Annotated in this window: 23 protein-coding genes; 14 read left to right on the top strand and 9 right to left on the bottom strand. The window is 35.3% G+C overall.

Features of this window, described 5'->3' with window-relative positions; genetic code table 11:
- The first annotated feature begins 94 nt into the window (after positions 1 to 94).
- From BLT04_RS14635 to BLT04_RS14615, 5 genes are read left to right on the top strand one after another with little or no spacing between them, the layout of a single operon-like run.
- Complete coding sequence (locus BLT04_RS14635; RefSeq protein ID WP_089756538.1) at positions 95 to 1,987, top strand: HAD hydrolase family protein; 1,893 nt, start codon at positions 95 to 97, stop codon at positions 1,985 to 1,987.
- A gap of 4 nt (positions 1,988 to 1,991) precedes the next feature.
- Positions 1,992 to 3,080, top strand: a complete 1,089-nt coding sequence (locus tag BLT04_RS14630) for a phosphoribosyltransferase-like protein (RefSeq protein WP_089756537.1) — start codon at positions 1,992 to 1,994, stop codon at positions 3,078 to 3,080.
- 1 nt (position 3,081) lies between these two features.
- Positions 3,082 to 4,977, top strand: a complete 1,896-nt coding sequence (locus BLT04_RS14625) for an ORC-CDC6 family AAA ATPase (protein WP_089756536.1) — start codon at positions 3,082 to 3,084, stop codon at positions 4,975 to 4,977.
- The gene (locus tag BLT04_RS14620) at positions 4,959 to 6,119 is read left to right on the top strand and encodes a hypothetical protein (RefSeq protein WP_089756535.1); all 1,161 of its coding nucleotides are present in this window, start codon (positions 4,959 to 4,961) and stop codon (positions 6,117 to 6,119) included. Before BLT04_RS14625 ends, BLT04_RS14620 begins: the two co-directional genes overlap by 19 nt.
- Positions 6,103 to 7,158 (top strand): carbohydrate kinase family protein, encoded by a 1,056-nt coding sequence (locus tag BLT04_RS14615; protein ID WP_089756534.1) that lies wholly within the window; start codon positions 6,103 to 6,105, stop codon positions 7,156 to 7,158. The genes BLT04_RS14620 and BLT04_RS14615 overlap by 17 nt, the downstream gene beginning before the upstream one ends.
- Before the next feature lie 484 nt (positions 7,159 to 7,642).
- On the opposite strand, the gene BLT04_RS14610 is transcribed toward BLT04_RS14615, so the two are convergent.
- From BLT04_RS14610 to BLT04_RS18775, 3 genes are all read right to left on the bottom strand, one after another.
- Positions 7,643 to 8,923 carry a DUF3945 domain-containing protein gene (locus BLT04_RS14610; RefSeq protein WP_089756533.1) on the bottom strand — a complete coding sequence of 427 codons (1,281 nt, stop codon included), beginning with the start codon at positions 8,921 to 8,923 and terminating at the stop codon, positions 7,643 to 7,645.
- 60 nt (positions 8,924 to 8,983) lie between these two features.
- A complete protein-coding gene (locus BLT04_RS14605) occupies positions 8,984 to 9,469 on the bottom strand; it encodes a JAB domain-containing protein (RefSeq protein WP_228421977.1) in 486 nt (161 codons plus the stop codon).
- A gap of 969 nt (positions 9,470 to 10,438) precedes the next feature.
- The gene (locus tag BLT04_RS18775; RefSeq protein WP_139166254.1) at positions 10,439 to 10,657 is read right to left on the bottom strand and encodes a hypothetical protein; all 219 of its coding nucleotides are present in this window, start codon (positions 10,655 to 10,657) and stop codon (positions 10,439 to 10,441) included.
- Between the two features lie 1,299 nt (positions 10,658 to 11,956).
- Here BLT04_RS18775 and BLT04_RS14595 point away from each other — a divergent pair.
- The 4 genes from BLT04_RS14595 (at position 11,957) to BLT04_RS14580 (ending at position 16,846) form a co-directional block, all read left to right on the top strand.
- A complete protein-coding gene (locus BLT04_RS14595) occupies positions 11,957 to 12,472 on the top strand; it encodes a DUF2975 domain-containing protein (RefSeq protein WP_089756531.1) in 516 nt (171 codons plus the stop codon).
- Positions 12,473 to 12,474: 2 nt separating this feature from the next.
- Positions 12,475 to 12,681 carry a helix-turn-helix domain-containing protein gene (locus BLT04_RS14590; RefSeq protein WP_034966009.1) on the top strand — a complete coding sequence of 69 codons (207 nt, stop codon included), beginning with the start codon at positions 12,475 to 12,477 and terminating at the stop codon, positions 12,679 to 12,681.
- 122 nt (positions 12,682 to 12,803) lie between these two features.
- Positions 12,804 to 13,676, top strand: coding sequence for an ABC transporter ATP-binding protein (locus BLT04_RS14585; RefSeq protein WP_089757292.1), 873 nt, complete (start codon positions 12,804 to 12,806; stop codon positions 13,674 to 13,676).
- 2 nt (positions 13,677 to 13,678) lie between these two features.
- Positions 13,679 to 16,846, top strand: coding sequence for an ABC transporter permease/M1 family aminopeptidase (locus tag BLT04_RS14580; protein WP_089756530.1), 3,168 nt, complete (start codon positions 13,679 to 13,681; stop codon positions 16,844 to 16,846).
- 281 nt (positions 16,847 to 17,127) lie between these two features.
- On the opposite strand, the gene BLT04_RS14575 is transcribed toward BLT04_RS14580, so the two are convergent.
- Positions 17,128 to 17,625, bottom strand: a complete 498-nt coding sequence (locus BLT04_RS14575; RefSeq protein ID WP_228421976.1) for a nitroreductase family protein — start codon at positions 17,623 to 17,625, stop codon at positions 17,128 to 17,130.
- 104 nt (positions 17,626 to 17,729) lie between these two features.
- On the opposite strand from BLT04_RS14575, the gene BLT04_RS14570 reads away from it, so the two are divergent.
- The 5 genes from BLT04_RS14570 (at position 17,730) to BLT04_RS14550 (ending at position 21,262) form a co-directional block, all read left to right on the top strand.
- Entirely contained in the window at positions 17,730 to 18,107 is a 378-nt protein-coding gene (locus BLT04_RS14570) for a winged helix-turn-helix transcriptional regulator (RefSeq protein ID WP_089756529.1), read from the top strand.
- A 53-nt stretch (positions 18,108 to 18,160) separates the two neighbouring features.
- Positions 18,161 to 19,054, top strand: coding sequence for a cation diffusion facilitator family transporter (locus BLT04_RS14565; protein WP_089756528.1), 894 nt, complete (start codon positions 18,161 to 18,163; stop codon positions 19,052 to 19,054).
- A 95-nt stretch (positions 19,055 to 19,149) separates the two neighbouring features.
- Complete coding sequence (locus BLT04_RS14560; protein ID WP_089756527.1) at positions 19,150 to 19,491, top strand: DUF2511 domain-containing protein; 342 nt, start codon at positions 19,150 to 19,152, stop codon at positions 19,489 to 19,491.
- A 370-nt stretch (positions 19,492 to 19,861) separates the two neighbouring features.
- A complete protein-coding gene (locus tag BLT04_RS14555; protein WP_089756526.1) occupies positions 19,862 to 20,674 on the top strand; it encodes a helix-turn-helix domain-containing protein in 813 nt (270 codons plus the stop codon).
- 111 nt (positions 20,675 to 20,785) lie between these two features.
- A complete protein-coding gene (locus tag BLT04_RS14550; RefSeq protein WP_139166253.1) occupies positions 20,786 to 21,262 on the top strand; it encodes a DUF6265 family protein in 477 nt (158 codons plus the stop codon).
- A 43-nt stretch (positions 21,263 to 21,305) separates the two neighbouring features.
- Here BLT04_RS14550 and BLT04_RS14545 read toward each other — a convergent pair whose 3' ends face one another.
- The 5 genes from BLT04_RS14545 to BLT04_RS14525 all read right to left on the bottom strand — a co-directional run bounded on the left by BLT04_RS14545 (position 21,306) and on the right by BLT04_RS14525 (position 25,629).
- A complete protein-coding gene (locus BLT04_RS14545) occupies positions 21,306 to 22,655 on the bottom strand; it encodes an exodeoxyribonuclease VII large subunit (RefSeq protein ID WP_089756524.1) in 1,350 nt (449 codons plus the stop codon).
- A 423-nt stretch (positions 22,656 to 23,078) separates the two neighbouring features.
- A complete protein-coding gene (locus tag BLT04_RS14540) occupies positions 23,079 to 23,756 on the bottom strand; it encodes a type 1 glutamine amidotransferase domain-containing protein (protein ID WP_089756523.1) in 678 nt (225 codons plus the stop codon).
- A 129-nt stretch (positions 23,757 to 23,885) separates the two neighbouring features.
- Positions 23,886 to 24,098: a hypothetical protein gene (locus BLT04_RS14535; protein ID WP_089756522.1), complete on the bottom strand. Its 213-nt coding sequence runs from the start codon at positions 24,096 to 24,098 to the stop codon at positions 23,886 to 23,888.
- A 32-nt stretch (positions 24,099 to 24,130) separates the two neighbouring features.
- Positions 24,131 to 24,784 (bottom strand): alpha-ketoglutarate-dependent dioxygenase AlkB family protein, encoded by a 654-nt coding sequence (locus BLT04_RS14530; RefSeq protein WP_228421975.1) that lies wholly within the window; start codon positions 24,782 to 24,784, stop codon positions 24,131 to 24,133.
- 65 nt (positions 24,785 to 24,849) lie between these two features.
- Positions 24,850 to 25,629 carry an XRE family transcriptional regulator gene (locus BLT04_RS14525; RefSeq protein ID WP_089756520.1) on the bottom strand — a complete coding sequence of 260 codons (780 nt, stop codon included), beginning with the start codon at positions 25,627 to 25,629 and terminating at the stop codon, positions 24,850 to 24,852.
- Positions 25,630 to 25,653 lie beyond the last annotated feature (24 nt).

The following is a 25,653-nucleotide window of genomic DNA, read 5'->3' as shown; positions in this document are numbered from 1 at the left end:
ACCGAAAGCAAACGGATTTCCAATTAATTCTGTAAATTTGAGAACTGCTTATTACGCTTAATAAAGTAATTAAACTTATTTCATATTTTTAACAATGGGAAAACCGTACAGCGAAGAACTATTAAGAATTAACAACACATATCATTGGGCGTTAGATGTTGAAATAGAAAATTTAGAAGATTATACTAATGTATTGTGCGAAAAACCTCTATTTATAATAGGCTCTGGTGGATCATCGAGTGCGTGCGCCCTTTTTACACTATATCACCAGGAACAAGGATTAATTGCGTCGGATATCACTCCTTTGGAGTTGCAATATTCAAAAAAAGCAGTTAATAAAAATTCAAACGTAGCGTTTATTAGCGCAAGTGGTAAAAATTCTGACATTTTATTAGCCTTTGACACTGCAGTTTCGTTAGAGCCAAATTTTATTTTTAGTTTAATCCTGAAGAAAAATTCTCCTTTAGCTAATAAAAGTAAAAAATATAGTATTAGCAAAATTCTTGATTTTGATAATCCAGCTGGTCAAGATGGATTTCTTGCAACAAATTCATTGGTTGCATACTTTACATTAGTATCGAGGATTTACAATGATAAACCATCACTTAGCAACCTAATACCTGATAATGATTTTATTCGCAGCGTTATATCATTTACAGACCAATTGTATGAAGAATTTACTATAGTTGTTTTATACGGCGGTTGGGGTAAGCCAGTTGCTATTGATTTAGAATCAAAATTTTCAGAGAGTGGGATTGGAAATGTACTTCTGTCCGACTATCGAAACTTTGGTCATGGAAGGCATAACTGGTTTGACAAAAAGAAAATTCAATCTGCAATTGTGGCAATTATTTCAAAAGATGAAGAAGAGATAGCTCAAAAAACATTGGATCTATTACCTTCCGAAATTCCAAAACTGCTCATTAAATCAGAGGAAAAAATGGGGAATGCAAGTCTTGAGCTTTTAGTAAAGTCGTTTTATCTAGTAAAGGAAGTAGGCAAAACGAAAGGGATTGATCCGGGAAGACCAGGAGTACCACCATATGGAAGTAGTTTATATAATTTAAAATATTCAAAGCTCTTCCGTGAAAACGCCGGGACTTCTGCAAAATTAAAGAATGCAGTCATGAGAAAATATGGAAATCTTGGTTTTCTTGATGATGAAAAGTCATTTTTACTCTGGAAGGATGCATATGAAAGATTTAGAAAAAAAATCAACTCCACGAAATTTAGAGGAATCTTTTTAGATTATGATGGTACTCTATGTTCTGCAGAAGAACGATTTGTAGCTCCTCGCGTAGAAATAATAGAAAAGTTAAATTTCTTTCTGTCGCAAGGCATTGTAATTGGAATCGTGACAGGGAGAGGTAAGTCTGTTAGAGTAGAACTCCAAAAATTTGTGGAAAAAAAATATTGGCAGAATTTGATTATTGGATACTACAATGGTGCTCAAATCTCATCATTGGAAAACAATTCGATGCCTATTAAAGATAATTCAGAGCCTCTATTTCATGAAATAGAGAAGACATTACTTGCAGAACCTTTAGTATCAGAATATATTAATATTGATATTAGACAGGGGCAGGTTACAGTAATTGTAAAAGATAAAAAGGAGTCCAAAATAGTGAAGTCAGTCCTTTTGGACTTATTGTATAATAAGTTCAAATTTAGAATCCAAATATTGGAATCTAGTCATTCGATAGATATCATTTCTGCGAATACTTCTAAAAACTTAATTTTTGATTATTGCGACGAACATTTTGGTTTAGGGTTCTCTTATTTATGCATCGGAGATCGTGGAAAATATCCAGGGAACGATTACCAGTTGCTGTCAAACGAATTCTCTTTAAGTGTTGATAAGGTATCTAATGATCCGCATTCTTGCTGGAATCTTGCTTCAAAAGGAATAAAATGTGTTGAAGCAACATTGGAATATTTTAACGCTATCACACCAGTAGAAAAATCATTATTTAAAATCAAATTTTAGCACTATGAGAACAGCTTTAGCTGAGCGGTTATTGATAGAAATAATGCAATGGGACAATACACAGATTCGTGTAGAACGTCCCTTACTTCAATCTTTATCGACCTTCAAATATAACGAATATCAACAATTTTCAATTGGAACAAGGTTCATCGAAAGTTTAGTAAAATGGCTAAAACAATTTGAAACATTAAGCGAGCGAGAAATTGCATATACCTTTTTAAAAGATAAACTTATTTTTATTTCTAATGATCAAATGTTGCATTTGGTTAATACTACATTTAGCGATAAAATCAATCCGTTTCTTATCTCCAAAACTGCGACTAAACTTAATATAAGCCCGTATCTTAAAAAAAGAATTGTTGACAGCGACGAGTATAATGAACTTATGAGAACAAGTTTATTCATCGGACTTAGCGATGGGTCAAGGATAGATCAACTACGCAGATATTGCGGTCTAGATAACGAACAAGTTATTCCCACATATCAAATAAATGAGGATAAAGTTACCGACATGCTAAAAGAACTTCATAAGAAATATCCCAATTCCGCATACAATACAATATTTTTAGTTGATGACTTTACCGCAAGTGGAACAAGTTACTTTAGGATTGAAGCTGACAACTCATATAAGGGAAAAATATTTAAAACCTTACGTGATATTTTTCAACCTAAGCACGATAGCCATCTGCACAAATTAATAGATATGACTACTCGAATTGACGTTAGAATAATATTCTACATTGCTACCGAGGAGGCCATTGACAAATTGAATGCTGAAATTTTAAAATGGAGAGATGAAAATAATTTTAACTTTAATTATAAAATCGAAGTTATTCAGACAATTGAGAATGATGTCAAAATTGATCAGATTAAAGACAAAGAATTTTACGAACTTTCTGAAAAATATGTTACATCCGATATAATTGATGAACATTTTGTAAAAGCTAAACACGAAAAGCACTTTTTAGGTTACAATGAGTGCGCACTTCCTTTAATCTTAGTTCATAATACACCAAATAACTCACTACCCCTATTATGGTGGACCAAAAAGAATAGGATTGGTTTATTTCCACGTGTAACAAGACATAAATAAAATGAGTACTAAATTAAGAAATCCATTTAAGATAAGGGCAACTGAAAAAATTGATTCAGATGCAGGATTCTTGAAATTGTTCAGTCCGTTAGTTCTAGAATCGTTGGAAGAAGCTAACCAGCAATCTAAATTATGGGAACATGTTGTATATGTACATAGCTCACCGGGCGCAGGAAAATCCTCTCTAATAAGAGTTTTTGAACCTTCTTCATTGAAAATACTTTTAAATGCGAAATCAGCTCCTGATTACAGAGAGTTGTTTAACTCACTCAAAAAAATAGATGCAATCGATGACCAAGGCATTAAAGCGCTTGGGGTAGTTCTTCAGTGTACAAGAAATTATGAAGTGCTAGAGGAGCTTAATATTTCTGATGCTCTGAAAAATAGATTATTTTTTTCCCTGTTAAATTCTAGGATTATACTTGCAACTCTTCGAAACATCTGCATCTTAAAAGACAAAAAGTTTCCAGATGATTTAAACTGTATTGATTTTACATATGACAATGCACATAATTATTTCCGCAGCCTTGTCGTACCATGTACCGGAAAGCAGCTTTACGACTGGGCATCAGGTATTGAAAGAGCAATATATAAAACAATAGACAGTTTCCTACCTATCAAGGAAAATGAAGTAGAAGGTAACGACGAACTTTTTGCTCTTGAAATTTTAAATCCAAATAATCTTAAAGTTGATGGAAAAGAATTTTTTGAGAAGATTCTTTTCGTACTTGATGATGCTCATAAATTTACTACCAATCAAAGACTTATTCTAAAAAAATATCTTGCAGAAAAAAGGAGCAATTTTACAATCTGGATTTCTGAAAGACTCGAAGCACTTGAACCTGTAGAAAATCTTGGGTCATTTGAAGGAAGGGATTATAATGAAATTAATCTCGAAAATTTTTGGAGAAAACACGCGGGTAAATTTGAAAAGATTTTAGGAAATATATCTGATAAACGGGCAAGTATATCTACTGATGATGTTTCTTCTTTCCAGAACTATCTTCTTGCAGACTTGAATGAAGAAGAGCACAAAGAAACCTTATCTTTATACATCCACAATAAGTTGGAAAGCCTTGAAGAAATATCAAAATTTAACACGAAATTCTCTCAGTGGATACAATATCTTACAGCTTATTCAGACAGTGAATATCAAAGAGCTATAAAGATTGCTGCTGCTGAAATTCTAATTTACAGATCGTTAGGTAAACAACAGCTGAGTTTTGATTTCCCCATGACATCAGAGGAACTTGAAGACAAGCTAAGTTCGGAAATTATTTCTACGGCACGACTATTTCTTTCGAAAGAAACAAACATTCCATATTATTATGGTTTTCAGACTCTTACAAAACTATCCTCATCGAATATAGATCAATTCTTGAGTTTCTCCAGTGTTCTTTTTGAAGAAATGATTTCCAATAAAATATCGGGGAAAAATATTACCGTAAATGATTTTGAGCAGGATAAATTAATAAGAGAGGTTGCAAAACAGAAGTGGAATGAACTAGACAAAATTATACCTTTTAGTAAACAAGTTAAAAATTTTCTAAATGCACTTGGTGAGTTTTCTAAAAACGAAACTTATAAAGCTAATGCCCCATACGCACCAGGAGTTAACGGATTTGGAATGAAAACTTTGTTGGCTCAAACCCTGTTAGAAAAAGAACAATATTGGTATAATAATTCAGTTTACGATCCTCTGGTTGATGTAATTTCAACTTGTGTAGCGTATAATCTTTTAGAGATACAAAACGTAAATCAAGGTAAAAAGGGTCAGGTATGGGATGTCTATTACTTAAATAAATGGCTTTGTGTCATATTTGATTTACCATTGTCGTCCGGAGGATGGCGATCGAAAACACCTAATGAACTAATAAAATGGACCAAGAAAAATTAAATAGACGTTGGAATCCTTACGTATTATTGGATGATGAGACAGTAAACGAATTGTGGATAGATCATTTTAGTAAAAATGATGGAAAAACGCTATTCATATTGGGGAAAGGTTTTGATGGCAGAATGAATCTTTGTATTGAAAGCTTATTGAATAAGTGTCCAGATTTAGATATTTCGACGATTCTTATCAATTTTGATGAAGGTAAGAGCTCCAATTCTCATGAATATGCAGATTTGGTTACTGAAAACGTAACTCAGCTAGAACAACTCCTGACAAATAGAACTCTCGATCACAAAAATATTCAGCTTTGGAACAGGCGTGGGAAAAAAAGACGAAGAATCGGTGATAGAGAAGCTGCAAATTTATTTAATGATTACGATGCAATAAAAGATTATGATAATATCGTAGTTGATATAAGTGCTCTACCACGTGGAATCTACTTTTCTCTAATAGGTAAACTCTTATCTTTAATTGACGAATATTGTAAAGACTTTTCTATAAATCTATTTGTTTGTATTGCAGAAAATGCTTCCATTGATAACTTAATACAGGAGAACAGTATTGATGAAGATATTGATTATCTTTTTGGCTTTGGCGGTGAAATCAGTTTGGAGGCAAATTCAGATAAACCGCTGATTTGGTTTCCAATTCTAGGAGAAACCAAAACACAACATCTCCGTAAAGCTTTTAGTAAAATTACGGAATCTAAAGATAGACTATATGAGATATGCCCTACTCTACCATTCCCTTCAAAAAACCCAAGAAGATCAGATACAATATTTAATGAGCATCACGAGTTAATGTTTGACGAACTAAATACAGAACCTCAAAATATCATGTATGTTCATGAAAGAAATCCTTTTGAGGTTTACAACAAATTATCCGAAGCAGTAAGTAACTATCAAGATTCTTTAAAAATAATAAACGGTTGTAAGGTAGCCCTATCCACATTCTCAAGCAAACTGCTCTCAATAGGCACTTTATTAACAGCTTTTGAAAACAAAGATAGTGTAGGTATTCTTAATGTTGATTCTCAAGGTTATAAAATTGTTGATAAAAATTCCTTGAAAAATTTGAAGTCAGAAAGCGAACTTTTTGTAACTTGGCTCACTGGAATACCATACAATGATACAAGCAAATAAATTAATAGGTGGGCCTTCAACTATCTTAGGAGCAGGCCTTGTAGCTTTAGATGTAATATTAAATGGAGCTCCAACCACACCTGCAAAATTATGCGCAGGTGGATCTTGCGGAAATGTTTTAACAATACTATCTTTTCTAGGATGGAGTTCTAAGCCGATTGCTAGACTGTCTGACAATGGTGCAACAAAAAATTTATTTAAGGACTTTAAACAGTTCACAGTAAACACATCATTAGTAACTAAATCTAATGATGGAAAAACTCCAATTATTATACACAGAATACTTAAAGATAAGGATGGTAATTCTCAGCACAAATTTGAATTTAAAATTCCTGGAACAAATGTCTGGTTACCTATGTATAAACCTGTACTGGCGAACTACGTAGATACAATTGTTAATAAACAACCTAAATGTGAGGTTTTTTATTTTGATAGAGTTTCAAGGTCAACCATCGAACTAGCTAGACATTATTCTGAAAATGGAGCATTAATTATTTTTGAACCATCCTCTTTAAAAGATGACAAACAGACAATGGAATGTTTAGAGTTAGCTCACGTAATCAAATTTTCTAGTGATCGCATAAATAATTATTCAGATTTATTTCCTGTAGCTAACGCTTTACTGGAGATTAAAACTTTAGGAAAGGATGGTTTAGAGTACCGTCTCAAGTCATGTGATCAAAAAAATTGGAAAAAAGTTCCATCCTATAAATTTGAGAATATAAAGGATTCTGCAGGTGCTGGAGATTGGTGTACTGCAGGAATAATAAATGAAATAGGTTTTCAAGGACTTAAATCTTTTTCTATTTCAACAGAAGATCAAATCATAAATGCACTAAAAGTTGGTCAAGCTTTAGGAGGACTAAATTGTATGTTTGACGGTGCCAGAGGACTTATGTACAACATGGATTATAACACTGTTATTAAAGTATTGGAATCAATTGCATCTAATAAACCAGTTAGTAATACTTTACCCGTAAACACTCCAAAAGCGAACATACTGACAGTAAAAAATTTGGAATTTAATACATTGTTATAACTTACAAGAATTTGAATTTTTTAGAAATATCTTGAAAATTTGAAAAGCAGGTTATTACAGAACGATTTAGCAAAATACCAAGAGATATTGAATAAATTGGATGACTAGATTAGTAATTTGGATATGTTAAGATGCCTTCCATCAAATAATTGTTGACAAGACAAGGTAGATGAAAATATATTATTTAACAATTTACTTATTAAGAAAACTGAATTAAAAATCGCAACCTTTTTTCAAAAAACATAGCAAAGCCAAGCCAAGGAGTATTTTAGAAATAGGGTTGCTCCAAATTCCGCAAAAATGCGTTTCCGACCCCAGGGAGGAATTGCATTTTTGCCGCCCGATTTTCCTTCAGCCATTTCCAATGTTAAAACTCAAACAAATCAACCTGCAAAGTCAATAGACCTTGCAGGTTGTTAAAAAATTATATCAATTTACTTACTCCCTTCTTCCAGACTTCCGCAAAAGCATAATCACGACTCTCCTATAACTTCTTTGGCTTCTTAAAAGAAAACACAATTCTCCCTATCGCCTTGTCAAAAGTAACATAGCCCTGATAAGACTTACCTTTTCTACTCTCCAGCCCCTTGATATAAGCTGTTTCCCCTGCCATTAACTTATCCATCTGCCATCGACGAAGCTTGACCCCTCTGAAGTGTGAAGGAACTCCTCTTTCAGAATGATATACTTCGCTAAAACCAGAACTTCTAAACTTATTCTCAAACAAAAACTCCACCCATTGCCTATCCGCATTGAACTGCACCGCTGCAGAAAAAAACTTTCCTTTCTTCGATACCATATTTTCAATAAACAAAGGTTTACCTTCACGAAGCACCTGTTTCTGTTCCAAATCCAAACTCACCCCGCAAAGCACATCAGGAATCCTTACAAATTCCATCCTCAAAGAAATCAGTTCATTGGTCAGCCTGTCCAAACTTATCAATGAAGGAATTATCTCACACGTAACCGCATCGATAAGATCCACCACTCTGCCCATATTGCCAGAAGTCAAAAGATTGACCCTATCTTGCTTTGTAAACTTATGCCCTTTAAACTTCTTTCTGAAATCCACTTTCTTAAGAACCCGATACACCTTCACAAACAATTCTCCATCATCATCGATCCGCAACTGCAACCGTGCATCAATCTGACTTACCGTTACCCCATCTTTAAAAAGTATCGGGATCAACATCGGTGTCTTATATCCCTTTAACAAAGACTCCAATGCACCAATCTCTTCCAACTTTTCCCTGTCAAGACCTAATTCATCCATCTTCTCCCACGGAACATCTTCAATCTGATAGCGGTATTGAGAACTACTATTACTAATAACTAACCCGTTACTAAGACCCTTCTTCAAAACTGAGGGCTCATTTTCAATGGTTTTCTTATTTCTGATTTCATTGACCGCTTCAATAGAAACCTCAACCGCTTTCAGATCTTGTCTCTCACCCTCCGATAAACAATCAATGTACTCTTGTAAATCTATAGCTGTATCGTGCGCCTCAAATTCCCTCACTTTAAAAAATGAATATTCAGACGGATTTTTCAGCTGATGATAAAAATCCGAATAGAAGTCCGTAAAAGAATCCTTCGCCGAATCGATTTGCATAACCGAATCAACTTTGTTGCGGTTCGGCTGAACGTCTATCAAATTTCCATTGTGTCCGATGCCCTGTACAATTCCGATTGAATTGCTACTGTGACGAAGTACCAATAAAGTATTGACTTCTGAAATTGCCGTGTGATTTCCTATTTTGTTCATGATCTTTATTTTATATATTATTTGATCCTATTATTTTTCGATTGCTTATTATTTTACTACTCATATCATCCCATCATCCGCAAATGAATAATGAGAATCCGTAGTCAGGATTACATGATCCAGCAACGTCATACTCAGTATTTTTGCAGCCTCTTTAATCTGTACAGTCATCTTAATATCACAACTTGACGGCTTTAAATTTCCTGAAGGATGATTGTGGGAAACAATGATCCCCGAAGCATTGCAGAGAAGTGCCGCTTGCATAATAATCCTGACATCTACCAATGTCGAAGAAATGCCGCATTCCGATATTTTCTTGATCCCCAATACCTTATTCGCCTGATTCAGATACAGCGCAAAAAACGATTCCCTGTAATCCATTTGTTGCGCATCAAAATGCGCCCTAAAAACATCCACTGCATCTGCTGATGACGATATAGACCTTTCACAATTTCCCTTTCTTGAGTAGCTCAATTTAATTTCGTTGACAATATTGAATTTCATATTTCCTGCTCCGAGTGTGGCGGAGACCTGTTTTTCCCGCACTTACATTTAAAAACCTGTAGATTCTGTAATTGCAGCTTGAAGGAAATTTTGACCTTTTTCTATTCTTTATTTGAGCGTATCATCTGATGAACTACTTTTAATTTCTTTTAACAAATTCATTTCTAATAACATCGGATGAATTGTTTTATAAAAGAAATCTGATTAAACGATTTGTAAGAATGTGATCAAGTGATTTATACCAATGTCTTTTGAGATATTTTATACCAACATCTGATAAGATGATTTATACCAAGAGAATCATAAGGATCAAAATTTCAATGAACTGCATTTGCATCTTGTGAGGTTTCTGACTTTTTCTATGCACATAACCATTCAGGCAGGCACAAGGAAAACTGCAATCAATACCTGGAAAACAATAAGAAAGAACATTGATGGAAGCTTGAAATATTTTTGCGGAGGCTCTGGGATGTCCGATCCCGGATACCCAAAAAGATTTTTTTCCGCAGTGACAACGGAATATATTTGCTATAGAAAATCAGGTGACCCCAGATGCAAGTATAGCAATCAGATTATGATCAGCGAATGATGTTGTGAGAAATAAGAAAGAAGATACCGGATGATCCATAGAACGAAGAAATGTTCTCAAATTAATAAAAGTGGAAAAGGCATTCTCATTAAGGAGGAACTTACAAAAATTCCAGCACAGTGAACAAATGCGGAAAACACAAATAAAAAATAATTTTATTAGTGTATCGTTAGCCCTTACAAGGTCAGGTCGTTTTCTTCAGCAACACTAGTAACTGATGCTATTCTATTTTTAAGATATTCTATGACAGTCGTGGCAGTAAGGCCATGGATCAATATTGAAAAAAGCATTGTCAAAGAATCAATAGACCATCTTGATGATCAAAATTGAAATAGATCCAATATATCACTTTGCTGCACTTCCAGCTACAGGATGAATAAGACACATCGTGAAACCTTTTGTAACAAAGCTTTTAGAACATACTACTCCAAAATTATTTCAACGAATGACTGGTTTTCCCGCCGTGATGGAAACCATGCGATATGTGTAACGGTAAAATAATCTCTGTTCCTGCACAGCTCATTATTTTGATTTTCCGAAAGAAGTCCGGACACAGACAGAGTTTCTCCGATTCGCGGAAGGAAGGGAAGATTCCATTTGATTTTGACTGACGAACTATTGTGACATAAGTACATTTTCATGATTTTTATTCGAAGTTAATACATTTACATTTTATAGATGAAAAAAGTGGGAATAAAGTAATAGTCTGATAATCAAATTTGAGCGAAATAATGATGCAAATAAAAATCACTTTATAAACTCTAAGTTTAACACATCTAACAGAATAACATACTTATTTATAAGTGGAAGGAACAGATGTTGTCAGTGCAAGAAGGGCTGTCATAATACGAACGCTGGCAATAAAGAGGAGTTTAATTTAGTATTTTCTATCAAAAGCATTTGTTTTCCTAAAGTTGTCAATCCTCATAAAACTCTGACACCTTATGTGTCTTGACGGTGCCAACTCGAGGTTTTGAAAATGATTCACGTATAAAATATGGCAACAATACCCAAATTGAGATGATTTAAATTTATGTATTATTTAATAAAAAAACCGAATAAAATAGAATATATAGCTGATGATCTAATGGGCAATTGGATTTAAGTCAAAGCTATTATTAAACTAATAAACATACAGAATTGCGTTTAAAAAAAGGAAACCAATAATGGTTTCCTTAAACTTTATGCAACGGAATACATAGAATTGTATGAGTTTAAAATAGATCAAACACTTTGCCAAATGTTAAATAATATTCACTCCCTGTTAAATGAATGTTAATTTTAAAATGATCATAGTATAGTAAAGGCCTCGATGTGAGTCATTTCTAAAAGTTAGACCACGTTATTATATTCTTCGTGTAAATCCAACCAAATAGTTTTAATTTCACTTATCATTGTACTACAATAGAGCATTCGTAATTATTGTGATTTTTCTATATGTTAAAAAGAATGGTCATAATTATTTACTTAAATTATAATAGCTTAATGCCATATTAAAGGCGATAAATAATCAGCTATTTTTGTCCTAAAAGAGTTTTCCCTCAAATTAATAATATTAGCATATATTCTCAATTTGCAATATCATGAGTGGTTCTGTAGATTCTTTCGAACATTCCGATATTTTATTAATTCCCAAAACCTGATTCGCCTGATTAAGATACAGTATGAAAAAAGATTCCTTTTGGCCCATTTATCCGCATCAAAATGTTCTCTGAAAATATCAACTGCATCTACTGATAACGTTATAGACCTTTCATAATCTCCTTTTCTTGAATAGCTCAATTTAATTTAGTTGAAAATTTTGAATTCATTCTTTTTTGCTACGAGTACCGCGGTGACCCGTTTTTCTCAACATTTTCAAGTAATATATTTTTTTTAATTAGTTAATGTTTTACGATAATTAATTATATATTTGCATTAACAAATTAATTGATTATCCCATGAATCAGAATAAGAACGTTTCAAAGATCCTGTATTATCTGTGCATTTTATTATCAGCAGGCTATCTCCTTACATTCATCTATTCGGTATTTTGCCTGTTAACAGGTTTTGCTGTTACACCCTATAAGGACGATTTATATCTGCACATTAATTATCCATTTATTGAACAGCCATTTCTGAACATCGAAAACAATTATCCCTATATCATCCTGTCTTTTTTACTGGTTTTAGTAACCTACGGTATCTTTTTCTGGCTGTCGGCAAAAGTATTTAAAGTCTTTTTTCAACATAAGTTATTTACCGAGGAAAATATAACACAACTTCAAAGGTTTTACCGTTATAATATTTTTCTTCCTTTACCCATTACAATTATTGCCAGTTTTTTTGTTGAAGTGGAAAGCGTTATTTGGGGACTAGTCTTTATCCACTTTATGTTAGGAATTTTCTGTTTTTTCCTCGCCAATATTTTTAAACAGGGATTACATTTACAAAACGAACAAGATCTATTTATATAAAAATGCCAATTATCATCAACTTAGACGTTATGCTTGCCAAACGAAAAATGCAGAGCAAAGAATTGGCAGAGAAACTGGGAATCAGTACTGTCAACCTCTCAGTTCTTAAAACGGGAAAAGCAAAGGGTGTGCGTTTCGATACCCTGGAAGCCATCTGTAAAGCTTTGGAATGTCAACCCGGAGATATCCTGGAGTATAAAGAGGAATAAATCAAATATTCAAAAAGCTTTGGTGGCTTTTGGTCGCAAAGCTTTACCGTAAACATTTTACACACACAAATTTGAAAGCAATGGAAACGTTGCCAGGATATCTGTACCCTAAAATCAATCCTATGAATACTTTAAAAATCAACAATCTAAACCTCAATTACAAAAATGGTTTTCAAGCTATTAAAAACATTTCTTTAGAAATAGAAAACGGCATGTTCGGTTTATTAGGACCCAATGGCGCCGGAAAATCATCTTTAATGAAAACCATTGTCGGCCTGCAGAAACCGACTTCAGGAAATATCATCTTCAATGGCATTGATGTTTCTAAAAACCCTGATCATATTAAACAAAATCTCGGATTTCTTCCCCAGGATTTTGGCGTTTATCCCAAGGTATCGGCTTACGATCTTTTGCAGCATATCGCCATTTTGAAAGGAATTACAGACAGTTCCGAACGGAAAGACCAGATTTTAAAATTATTAGAAAAAGTCAATCTTTCTGATTTTAAAAATAAGGAAGTTCATACCTTTTCCGGAGGAATGAGACAGCGTTTCGGAGTTGCTCAGGCTTTGCTGGGTAATCCAAAAATCATAATTGTGGATGAACCGACTGCCGGTTTAGATCCCGAAGAACGAAACCGTTTCAATTCATTGCTCAACGAGATTAGTAATGATGTGATCGTCATTCTTTCTACTCATTTGGTTGAAGATGTCAGAAATCTTTGCTCCAAAGTTGCGATTATTAACAAGGGAGTACTTCTCAGACAGGGAAAGCCAAACGAACTGATTACCGAATTGGAAAACAAGATCTGGTCAAAACCTATTGATAAAACTCAATTGGAAGATTACCGATCCAATTACAGGATCATCAGTCAGCAATTGATTGAAAGAGAATTATACATCACTGCATTTTCGGAACAGCCGCTTCCAGATTTTTCTTCGGTACATCCTTCATTGGAGCAGGTTTATTTTAACACGCTCACTCAAAAACCATAGTTATGAATGTCTTATTTTTATTTGAGGTCAAACGTCTTGTAAAACGTTGGCCTGCACACCTTGTTGCCTTAATTTTAGCATTGATCGGGATTTTCTGCGGAAACCAGTTCAATCTTACGGTTGGCGAAGGGATTTATTTAAATTCACCTTACACCATTGGTTTTATGACCGGATTGTTGAGTCTTGTCATTATCTTTTTTGCGATCATTTTTGCCACTCAGATTCTTTTTAAAGATTGGGATTCAAAGTTCGACGTCCTTATTTTTTCCTATCCTTTTTCGAAACGAACATATTTACAGGGAAAATTTCTCACATTTTTTCTACAGACTTTTTTAAGTTTTACATTTTTAATGATAGGCTTTGTGATCGGACAAAATTTGCGGACAGGAAGTGAAATCCAACCGTATTTTAATTTTTGGTATTACTCCTACCCTCTTTTGATCTTTGGAGGAATCAATTGTTTTATAGTCTGCAGCTTTTTATTTTTCATCTCGTTCACTACGAAGAAAAAGCTTCTGGTCGTTGTCGGCGGGCTGTTTCTTTACGTTCTTTATATGATTATTCTGGTGTTTTCCAATTCACCGTTTATGGCAGGAAGCTTACCGCAATCATTGGAAACACAGCAATTTTCGGCAGTAATTGATCCTTTTGGAATGTCATCCTACTTTTTTGAAGCAAGAACGTTATCCGCTCAGCAGAAGAATGAACTGATTGTTCCGCTTTCGGGATATTTATTAATCAACAGGATCGTTTTTCTGATTATTTCGGTGTTGTTATTATTATTGACTTACAGGTTATTTTCATTCTCAACAATTGGTCAAAACAAAAATAAAAACAGGAACAAAAACCAGATAACGAGTGTTTCTTTTATTCATAATTTAGGGCAATTTACCACCACAAAATCAGTTTTTGGAATTTCTGCCGGGATAAAATCTATTTTGTCATTTGCGAAAATCGACCTCATTTACCTTTTTAAAAGCATCACTATTGTCGCTGTTTCAATACTGCTTTTGTTTTTTGTCGGAATGGAAATGTATGCTGAGATCGAAAAAGGAATTCGTCTTCCTCAGAAATATGCAAGCTCAGGATTGATGTCGACCACTATTTCGGAGAATTTTCATTTGTTTGGAATGCTGATCGTCATCTATTTCATCAACGATTTGTATTGGAGAAGCCATTCATCAGGATTTTCACTGATTGAAAAAAGCACCTATTTTTCTAAAAGCAAACTGAGCGGTCATTTTATCTCCATAATCATTTTATTATTTTTTCTTACAACGATACTAATTTTGGAAGGATTGGTATTTCAGGTTTTTTACAACTATTTTCATATCGATTGGAATGCCTATTTCGTAATAGTTCTTTTCAATACATTTCCTCTGATTCTTTTCTCAGCTTTTATTTTGTTGATTAATGACAATATCAAAAACAGATTTGTTGCTCTGGGCGTTTCCGTTCTTGCAGGTTTTAGTTTGGCAGGACCAGTTTCAAAGAAGATCATTTCCTATCCATTATTAAGAATTTTCTCAGATTATAAAGGCGCTTACAGTGATTTTAACGGATATGGAATTTATGCCTCGGCTTTTGCTGAAAGACTTTTATTCGGGTTAGCATTGATTGCTATTTTATGGCTGATTAATCAAACAAAAAAGTGGAATGTCAGACAAATCATTTTCACCGTCATTTTATTATCAATTGGAGTTTTTACGGGAAGTATCTTTATGAAAGGTTATATTCCACAAAATGAAGATAAAAAGTTGATACAGTCAGCCCAATATGAAAAGAACTTCAAACAATATGAAAATCTTGCACAGCCAACAATCACAGATATAAACACAGAGATTAAACTTTATCCGTCTGAAAATTCTTATAAGATTGATGGTAAATATCAGCTGGTCAATCAAACTGACAAACCAATTCATAAGATTTTAATTAATTTCCATCCGGATCTGAAAATAGAATCAGCCGTTTTCAATACAGCTGCTGAATCAAAAAAGATCAATCAGGAAGTCACTGAAATTTATTTACATAAGCCTTTGTACCCAAGAGAAAGAGCCAGTCTTGATTTTAAAATCTCCTATCATTGGTCTGCCGTAAATGGTCACGATTCATTCAATTCAATCATAGAAAACGGTTCTTTTATGAGGATAAGCAGATATTTTCCGACGTTCGGATACCAAGTAAATAACGAAATTGAAGATGAAGGAAAACGGGCTGAATTTAAATTGGGAAAACAATCAGAATTAAAAAAATTAGAGGCTCCTGAAGTATTCAAAAAGGATTTCATTAATCTGAGTATGATAGTTTCTACAGAAAAAGATCAGACTGCGGTAGGAACAGGAGATTTAACTGAACATTATATTAAAAATAACAGAACCTATTTTCGATATAAAGCTGAAAATATTCCGTTCCGTTTCGCTGTTTCTTCCGCAAAATATCAGATAAAAACCACAGTTTATAAAGGAATAGCAATCAACATTTTTTATAATCACAAACATCCTGAAAATGTGAGCCATTTGATTGAAAATGCAAAACTTACTTTAGATTACTGTACCCAAAATTTTGGTAAGTATCCCTTCAAAACCGTCAACTTTGTAGAAGTTTCATCCTTCACGAAAGGTTTTGCAGCAACCGCTTATCCTTCATCTATTTTTATGACAGAAGATATGTTATTTCACGCCAACATTCATTCAGATCAAAATCAGGATGTCATCAATGAACTAGCAGGACACGAACTTTCACATCTCTGGTGGGGAAACAGCCAGATCGATCCGGATGACAGAGAAGGCGCAGTGATGCTGACAGAAACTTTAGCAATGTACACCGAAATGATGCTCTACAAAAAGATGCACGGTAAAGAAAAAATGATGGAAAGGGTAAATGTCCACCAGCAAATCTATGACAATGAAAAAGGTCTATCCGAAAATCAGCCGTTATATAAAGTTACAGGAGAAAACACGCATATTTCTTATTCAAAAGGTGCCATAGTGATGGTGAAGTTAAGTGAATTGATCGGAGAAGACAAAGTAAATACAGCTCTTCACAATTTTATTTTACACAATCAATATCCTAAGAAACCTACCACTTTGGATTTGCTTAAAGAGTTTTGCAAGGTAAGTCACGATGAGGAGATCCAAAAGAAAGTTGACATTTTATTCAGATCAAATTAACTTTTACACCATCCAAACGTTATAATAATTCACATTGCACTTATTTACATTGCTACAAATCATTTAAGTAAGCAAAAGCCCCGACAAACGTCAGGGCTTTTGTTTACTTAAAAATTTAGAAGGTTAAAATAATTTCCGGCGATTAGCTCACTAATTTATTCTGACAGAAAATTCATTGATCGGTAATCTGGCTTTCGGCATGGAAGCCAGAAAATCATTAACTTCATCCCTGTAGCCCAATGATAAGATAACTGAAGCGTGAAGCCCCTTTTCGGATAGACCTAAAACTTCATCAAACAGTTTCGGATCAAACCCTCCATTGGAGTAGCATCCACTTTGAGTTCTGCCGCAGCAATCAAAGCGGTTCCCAAACCGATATAGGCTTGTTTATCCGACCAGATCGTATTTTGTTCTGTCGTTTGAGGAGAGAAATAGTCGATTAGCGTATCCTTCAGGACGTTCAATGCTCCGTTTTCCAAATTTCGCTGCTGCTCCATCATCAAAACATAGTCGCTGATATAATCACTGGTGATTTCATTGAATCCTGCAAATACCAGTAAATGGGAAGAAGCATGGATCTGTGCATTGAATGAACCTTCGCCTAATCTTTGTCTTACCTCAGGGTTGGTAATGACAAACATTCGGTACGGCTGTATTCCGCAGGACGAGGCGGTAAGATTGATGGCTTCAACAATTTGATCGACCTTGTCTTCGCTGACCTGTTCATCTGAGTATTTTTTGACAGCATAACGCCATTTCAAGTTTTTGATCAATTCCATTTTGTTATTTATAAATTGAATGGGCAAAGTTATATGTTCAATGTGTATCTTTGTAACTAAGTGACAAAATGTTATAGTGACAAACGGGTAACCAAGTGAATGATATGGAACAAGAATTTGATTTAATAAAGGATTGCAGCCAGAAAATACTGGCAATCAGTGATACGATGGAAATTTTAAACGGAAAGTGGAAAATGTCCATTATTGCGTGCTTATGCTATAAGCCGATGCGATATTCAGAATTGCTGAAAGAGGTGAAAGGTATTTCCGGAAAGATGCTCAGCCGTGAATTAAAGGATCTTGAAATAAATGAATTGATCGATCGTAATGTTCTTAACACAGCGCCGGTCGCTGTAGAATATCAGATCACAGACTATGGCAAATCACTTCAACAGCTCACGAATACAATAGCAGACTGGGGCTTTATCCATCGAAAACCTATTATTTCGGGAATGAAGAGAAAAATGGAGAGCAAATTGTAAATCGATATACTTTGAAACTTTAAATGATTTTATCTAATAACTCAATTCTATAAATGGCCAACAATCGTAAATCAATTTACAGTGCACTAGTCGCCAACCTGCTGATCGCATTGACCAAGTTTATTGCAGGGACATTCACCAACAGCTCTTCTATGATCTCTGAGGGAATCCACTCTACTGTTGATACGACCAATCAGCTGCTATTACTGTATGGACTGAAAAGGAGCAGGAAACCAGCAGATCAATATCATCCTTTCGGCTATGGCAAGGAACTCTATTTCTGGTCTTTTGTCGTTTCAATCTTAATATTTGGTCTGGGTGGGGCTCTTTCAATCTATCAGGGAATTTCTCACATCATAGAACCTGAAGTGATGAAAGACCCATTCTGGAACTATATCGTTTTAGTGCTCTCCCTTATTTTTGAAGGAACCTCACTGTTTATCGCTGTCAAAGAGTTTAACAAGACCCGTAACGGTTTGAAATGGTGGGATGCGATCATAAAAAGTAAAGACCCAGCTAGCTTTCTCGTTGTTTTCGAAGACGGCGCGGCAGTGGCAGGTTTGATTGTGGTGATGATATTGATGGGAATCAGCCACACTTTCCAGATTCCGAAATTGGACGGGCTAGCCTCGATCATTGTAGGATTGATACTGGTGTTTGTTTCTTTTATTCTGGCAAGGGAGAGCAGAAGCTTATTGATGGGTGAAGGAATTGCCCCAAAAACGAAAGAAAAGATCGCGAAATTAGCTGAGAAAGATACCGCTGTGGTTAAAACAAAAAGTATCCTATCTACCTACCAGTCACCGGAGGAAGTTGTACTGATGCTCATTATGGATTTTGAAGACCATCTTGATACCGAAGAGATCACAGAGGCCATACATCGTATTTGTGAAAATATAAAAAGAGAATTTCCATTGGTTCATTTTGTTATTATTCAGCCGGAATAATTTATAACATCAAACTTTGGAATTTTTAACTTTACGGAAACCCGTAAAAAATAAGTTGTCAGATTTGTTACTTTTGCTGATATACATTTTTAACCATGAAAAAAATCACCCTTCTCTCAGTCTTACTTTTAATTTTATCCTGCAGTGCACCTGCTACAAAAAATACACTCAAGTTCACCAAACAGGAATATATCGGTGAATGGCCGTTCTCTGTCAATGAAATCGAGGTTTATTGTTCCGGATATAAAGAAATTTACGGAAGAACAAACGATGGTAAAATCTATGCTCTTAACGGATCAGCGAAAGGAGCTTCACATAACGACCCATCCATCAGCAAGGTTGGGGAGATCTGGCTGGATGACCCGAAATGGGCAGGTCTGAAGATATCCTATGGAGATTTTATCACGCAGGGGCTGACTATCTGTGAGAATAAATAATTGAATTCGTGATAAACAGGAAAGGTATTTTCTATGTATAGCTTTGAATGGTTATTTAAGATCATAGAAAATCGATCCTTTATTTCGCTTCAAGTAGTGCCGATTTGACTGAAAAGGCTGTCTTTTTTATATCCACCTTTACTGTATTTCAATTTGAATCAATCAAATTATGCAGACAAATGGACAAAAAATAGCACTAGTTTCAGATGCCAATACAGGTATAGGTTTTCAAATCGCTAAAGTCACTTCAGATAACGACTATAGCTTATAAAATTAAATTGGAGGTCAAATATAGTATTGCAAAGAATTATCTATATTCTCAGATCAAGTTGAGCCTATTTTTTTTATTTTTAGTGAAAATTAAAACCCGATGAATTACCAGACATTTGAACCGCACCAAGAATTGAAGATGGTTGTCAAATGCTATTGGACAATGGAAGATTCGGCAGGTGACCGACTTGAAAAGCAATCGATCATTCCAGATGGATGTATGGAAATGATCTTCCATCATGGAGATCTTTATAAGCAATACACCGGTGATGGAAAAGGTATAATCCAACCAAGATGTTTTGTCATTGGGCAGCTGACACGGCCGCTTGAAATAGAGCCCACAGGAAAGACAAGTATCTTCTCCGTCCGTTTCCATCCCCATGGCTTTTTGCCTTTCGCTTCCATTCCGATAAAGGAAATGGAAAATACGGCCATTCCATTGGAAAAACTGTTCGGACGGGATGGGAAAGATATTGAAGAGAAAATATTCAATGCGCATTCGGTGCAGGAAAGGATCAATTTGGTCGAAATATTCTTACTGGACAGGCTAGCAAGTTTAGAAACGATCGATCATATTGTGAGATCGACCGTAGAGACCATCTTAATAGGTAACGGTCAGCTTTCCATTGATGAACTTTCCAGTAAGATCGATATCAACCGCAGGCAAATGGAACGTAAGTTTTATCTTGCGATTGGCTTACGTCCCAAACAATTATCAAAGATCATCCGCCTTCAGGCTGCGCTCAAGATGCTGTTGACTAAGGAAACCGCTAACATTACTTCTTTGGCGCATGAGAACGATTATTATGATCAGTCTCACTTCATAAAAGATTTCAGAGAACTCGTTGGCATCACTCCAAAAGAATTCTACAGAAAGAATTTGAAAATGAGTTCTTTTTTTATCGGAGATTGATCCTGTCGCATTTTTACAATTTTATTTGCTGGAGATATCGCAACTTCGCATTGTGACCTGATGACCGGACAATAAAGAATTGTATAAAGCGTCATCGATAAAATTAAAATGATGATGACAAAAACAAATTTCGCTCTGGTTGCTGCCTTGTTAATGATTTGCAGCTGTACCGTAAAAAATGCCGCTCATATCAGAAAAATGGAGTGGCTGGTCGGAACCTGGGAGCATACAACTTCGAAAGGAAGTGTCTATGAGACCTGGCAAAAAGCTGAGAGGAATGAGTTGAGAGGTAGAAGTTATATGATCAAGAATGAGGATACTATAGTATTTGAGATCATACGATTGGTTCAGCATAAAGGAAACTTGTTCTATGTTCCTGTCGTTAAAGATCAAAATGGAGGCGCTCCGATCTGTTTTGAGGGAAAGAAAATTTCTGAAACTCAATTGGTCTTTGAAAATAAAATGCACGATTTCCCACAGGTCATCTCTTACAAAAAGATTAGTGAAGACTCTTTGAAAGCTGAGATTTCAGGACTTAGGAATGGAAAGGAAGAACGGCGTCACTTTCCAATGAGACGTATTAAATAGAGGTTTACATACTAATCCTTAGAGCAGGCTAAAACCTGATCTTTTATGGTATATAAAATTTTGCAAGAATAAATCCTATAACCAACGCCACTAAAAATGCGATAATGATCTTCACATAATTGGTTTTGCTGTCTTGTACCTCCTGATTCAGTCTGACATTTTCCTGTTTCAGAGTTTCCAGATTAACCTTTAAAGAAGCTGTCTTTTCATTGATGGCAGACTGTACATTCTTCTCATGCAGAACAGCTATCTCCTTTTTATAGCTTTCCATTTCTGCCTGGCGTTGTTTCTGCTGCTCCTGGAAATTCTTCTGAAGATCATCAAGCTGCTTGCCAGATGTCAACTGAAGCTTCTGAAATTCTTCGTTTCGAATTTTCAGCTGTTCTGTAAAGCTTTTGTTATGATTCTCCACCTGCTCTCTATAAGTTTTCTGGGCTTCAGTGAATTCTTCATTCTTCTTTTTTAGCTGTTTTTCCAAAGTTTCGACCTGTTCTGAAAACTGCTTCGTTATATCTTTTTTCACTTCATCAATGAGCAGAGCCCTTGAGTTCGATCTTTCGAGAGAAAGCTTTTCAGCAATGGCGTGCAATCCTGCACCATAATCGTGGGGTAAATGAAAACGCTTGTCGGCCAGCTTATCCAATAAGGTCTCATCAACCGTATGGCCGATAGCCGTAACAGTTACCGGTTTCATTGTTATGAATAATTCGGATAAGCTCAGGTCATTGAAGGTTTCCATACTCTGCCGGTCACCTCCTCCCCTGACCAAGGCAACAATGTCATAATCCAAAGCTGAAATTTCCTTCAGTTTGGATATGATCGCCGTGGAGGAAGTGATATTGCAACTGTGATCTGAAATATCAAAATATTTTCTTGAAACATCCAATCCTTCGAAAAAATCCTTCTGCACAATCGCATTATTTCCATAAATGTTAGCGACCCTGACCTTTTCATCTTTGAGTATCTTATCCCTGATCAGTGTCTCAAGGTCTTTTGATCCTGTCTCCAGTTTTTTCTGGATCAGCCCATACCTTTCCAGTTCTTCTTCGGAGATGGATCTCTCTTCCTGCTGAACAATCTCATCCACAACAAAACGAAGCTCTATTGAAGAATTCTTAATGCTCTTCTCAATAAAGCCTCTGAGTGTGTAAACCTCATTATTGGTGATCTTGCTCCTGAGCAATGAAGAAATACGAATCCCTATCGATGTGTGATCACCTTCTGAGAACAGAAGGTCATAATAGTAGTTCCCGTAGGATTTACCACCACCAAAAGCATACCTGCCTTTCAGATAGATCAGATTGACTGTAGCATTGAGCTTCAGGGCATTGCTGAAGATCCCAATAACTGAAGCTGGTGAATAGATCGGATATGTGACTTCTTGATCGTCCATATGATTTGACTGTCGTTTTAAAAAAGCTTGATAAGCAAAGGTATTGCTAATTGCACTTAAATAAAATAGCCGTGTTTACATATCTTGAAAAGGTAAGTTTTAAAACTGAATGCAACTATTCCTATACCTTAAAAAGAATATGGAACGCCTGCCGCTTTCTAATTTTTGGCTTAAACATCAAAACATTTTTATTTATTGCTGTAGAAACAAAAAATCCCCAAATAATATGGGGATAAAAACTAATAACCATGAAAATCTTTATAAAAGTATTTCCTCTACAAAATTACGGAAACTCAATACATTTAAAGATCATCAATGGTGTTAATTGTATTTAAAAAAAGACCTGATTATCCTAATTTTTCCTAAAAAAATGGAATTATTTTACAGCCGAACACCAAGGTCTGATTCTCTGAAATGAAAAAACTAAATAAGTTTCAATAACTCTTCAGCCACCTTCGCAGAAGAAGCAGGATTTTGTCCTGTAATCAATCTTCCGTCAACCACTTCGTAAGGAGCCCAATCTTCAACTTTACTATATGATCCGCCATTATTTTTCAACATATCTTCAACCAGAAACGGAACTACATCAGTTAACTGTACAGCCTCTTCTTCAGTGTTGGTAAATCCAGTGACGTTTTTACCTTTTACCAAATATTCACCGTCTATTTTTACATCCTTCAAAACTCCGGGTGCATGGCAAACGAATGCTACAGGCTTATCATTGCTGTAAAAATCAACAATTAAGTCCTGAGAAACCTTATCTTCAGCCAGATCCCATAAAGGACCGTGACCACCAGGATAAAATACTGCATCAAAGTCTTCACTTTTGACTTCGGATAATTTGTGAGTGTTTTTTAATTTTTCCTTTAAAACCTCATCACTGTCCATTCTGCGCGTAGCATCAGTCTGAGATGATGCATCTTCACTTTTAGGATCAATTGGTGGTTGGCCACCCTTTGGAGATGCCAATGTAACTTCAACACCTTTATCAGACAATGCATAATAAGGAGCCGCTAATTCTTCTGTCCAGAATCCGGTCTTCTGTCCTGTATTTCCTAATTCATCGTGACTCGTAAGCACGAATAAAACTTTTTTGCTCATTTTTATATTTATTTAATTAATACAAAGTTGGAAGTATCTGTCTTTTAAAAGCATGACCCAAGTCACTATTTTGGTGTGATTCAAATCACACTTTTTTAGGACAAAGACAAATGAGAATTATTTTAGTTGTCACAGAGTTCCTTTATTCTGAAATACGCTAAGACCTTCTATCTTGTTATTGATGGTCTTATATACAATCTCAACTGAAAAACTTGACAGCTCATACAATACAAACTTTAGTCCATCCTTAGAGGTTTCACTGATGACCTTTCCTTCGGCCAAGGCCAATTCGTATTGAGATTGCGTGGGTAGATTTTTAAAATCGTAGTACGAAATAGACATATAACTATTATTTAATTTTATTTTTTATGATATTATAGTTCACTGATCCTTCGGAAGGTCAAATTAATACGTTCCTTCATAGGTATTGTAGATTTGGCGATCCGATGTTCCCAATTCTCCTGAAGATCACCTTTCATAATAAGGAGTGAGCCATTAGGAAGCGGCAGGCTGTATTTGCTCTGATGATGGTCTTTTTTTCTGAAATCAAAGTTCCTGGTCTGTCCAAGACTTATGGATGCTATGACAGGCCTCTTTCCGTATCGGCTTTCTTTATCCCTGTGCCAGGCAACTGAATCATTGTTGTCACGATAGAGGTTTAATAGAACCCCATTGAACTTATAACCGAATTCTTTTTCTATTCGCTCTTTCAGGGATAATAACTCCGGAGTCCAAGGGTTGGTAGCTGATGCATTATTATCAGCGGATTCATTGTATTTTGAATCGCCATACCAAGCGGTCAAGCGTGGCGTTATCACCATCTTATCATACATTTTCTGAGTGCGCTGTTCCCAGGGAGCAGTTTTAAGCAGATGGTCTTTTAACCGATCTGCCTCTTCCTCACTTAGGAAATTCTCCCTGTATTCCAAAAGGTCTTTTGGAAACTCATAAAATTCTTCGGCATCAAATAAACTCAGCTGACCCATTTTGATTTTTTGTGTAAAATATTTATCTTTATCAAATCCCAATTTAATGGGATAATTTTTTTTTCATCATTTGTGTTTTTAGCTTCCCTCCGGGGAAGTTTTTATTCTTACGGATTGAGTTTGAGAATTCCATTCTCCAGATTGCTTATGCTTCGCTTGGCTTCTGCCACGAGATTTTTGAGATTGGCCTCATCAGGGAGAGTATACGGTTTGTAATTCTGGGGAAGTATCCCTCTTACATAACGCCATACTTCTGCGATATCCTCCAATGCAATGTCGTACGGTTCGTAAAATGAGTTATCGGCTGATACGGTAATGATCTTTTTGTTCCTTTTCAAAAAGGTCTTGTAGGTAATGCCTTCAGTGGTGACAAAAATAAATTCCTTATTTGACTTCAGGTCTTCCAGTTTTTCTACATACTCTCCGATGATGATCGATTGGTCTGCAAAGGGCGGCATGGAATCACCATCCGCTAAAAATGCACGGTATTTTCCGTTTTTTAAGAAAGGCAGCTGCATTTTCTGAAGACCTTCAATGAACTCAGGGTCGCTGAATCCTTTCAAGTAACCCATAGAAGCTTTTTGAGGTACGATCTCAATGAAATTATTCCCTTCCGAATCTACTGCTACCGGAAGTAATATCTTATTCCCTGGCAGATTGACCATCCTATCCAAAGGATATTTCCTGATATCGACCGTTACCAAAAGGTCGATACTAATATTGTAATACTTGGAGATCCGGACCAATACCTCAATCGGTGGTTCTGCATTTCCATATTCGTATGAAACGTATCTTGATCTTGTAAGAATGAGTTCGTCCGCCAGCTTATGTTGGGTTAGATTTTTTTGACCTCTCAAAAACACGATGTTATCTGCAAAAATTGACATTGTCATAATTTATGACAACAAATA

This window comes from Chryseobacterium soldanellicola (genome assembly GCF_900100115.1).
GTDB classification, from domain to species: domain Bacteria; phylum Bacteroidota; class Bacteroidia; order Flavobacteriales; family Weeksellaceae; genus Chryseobacterium; species Chryseobacterium soldanellicola.
Note: the sequence above shows the minus strand (reverse complement) of the source record. Positions and strands in the feature narration are given on the sequence as shown.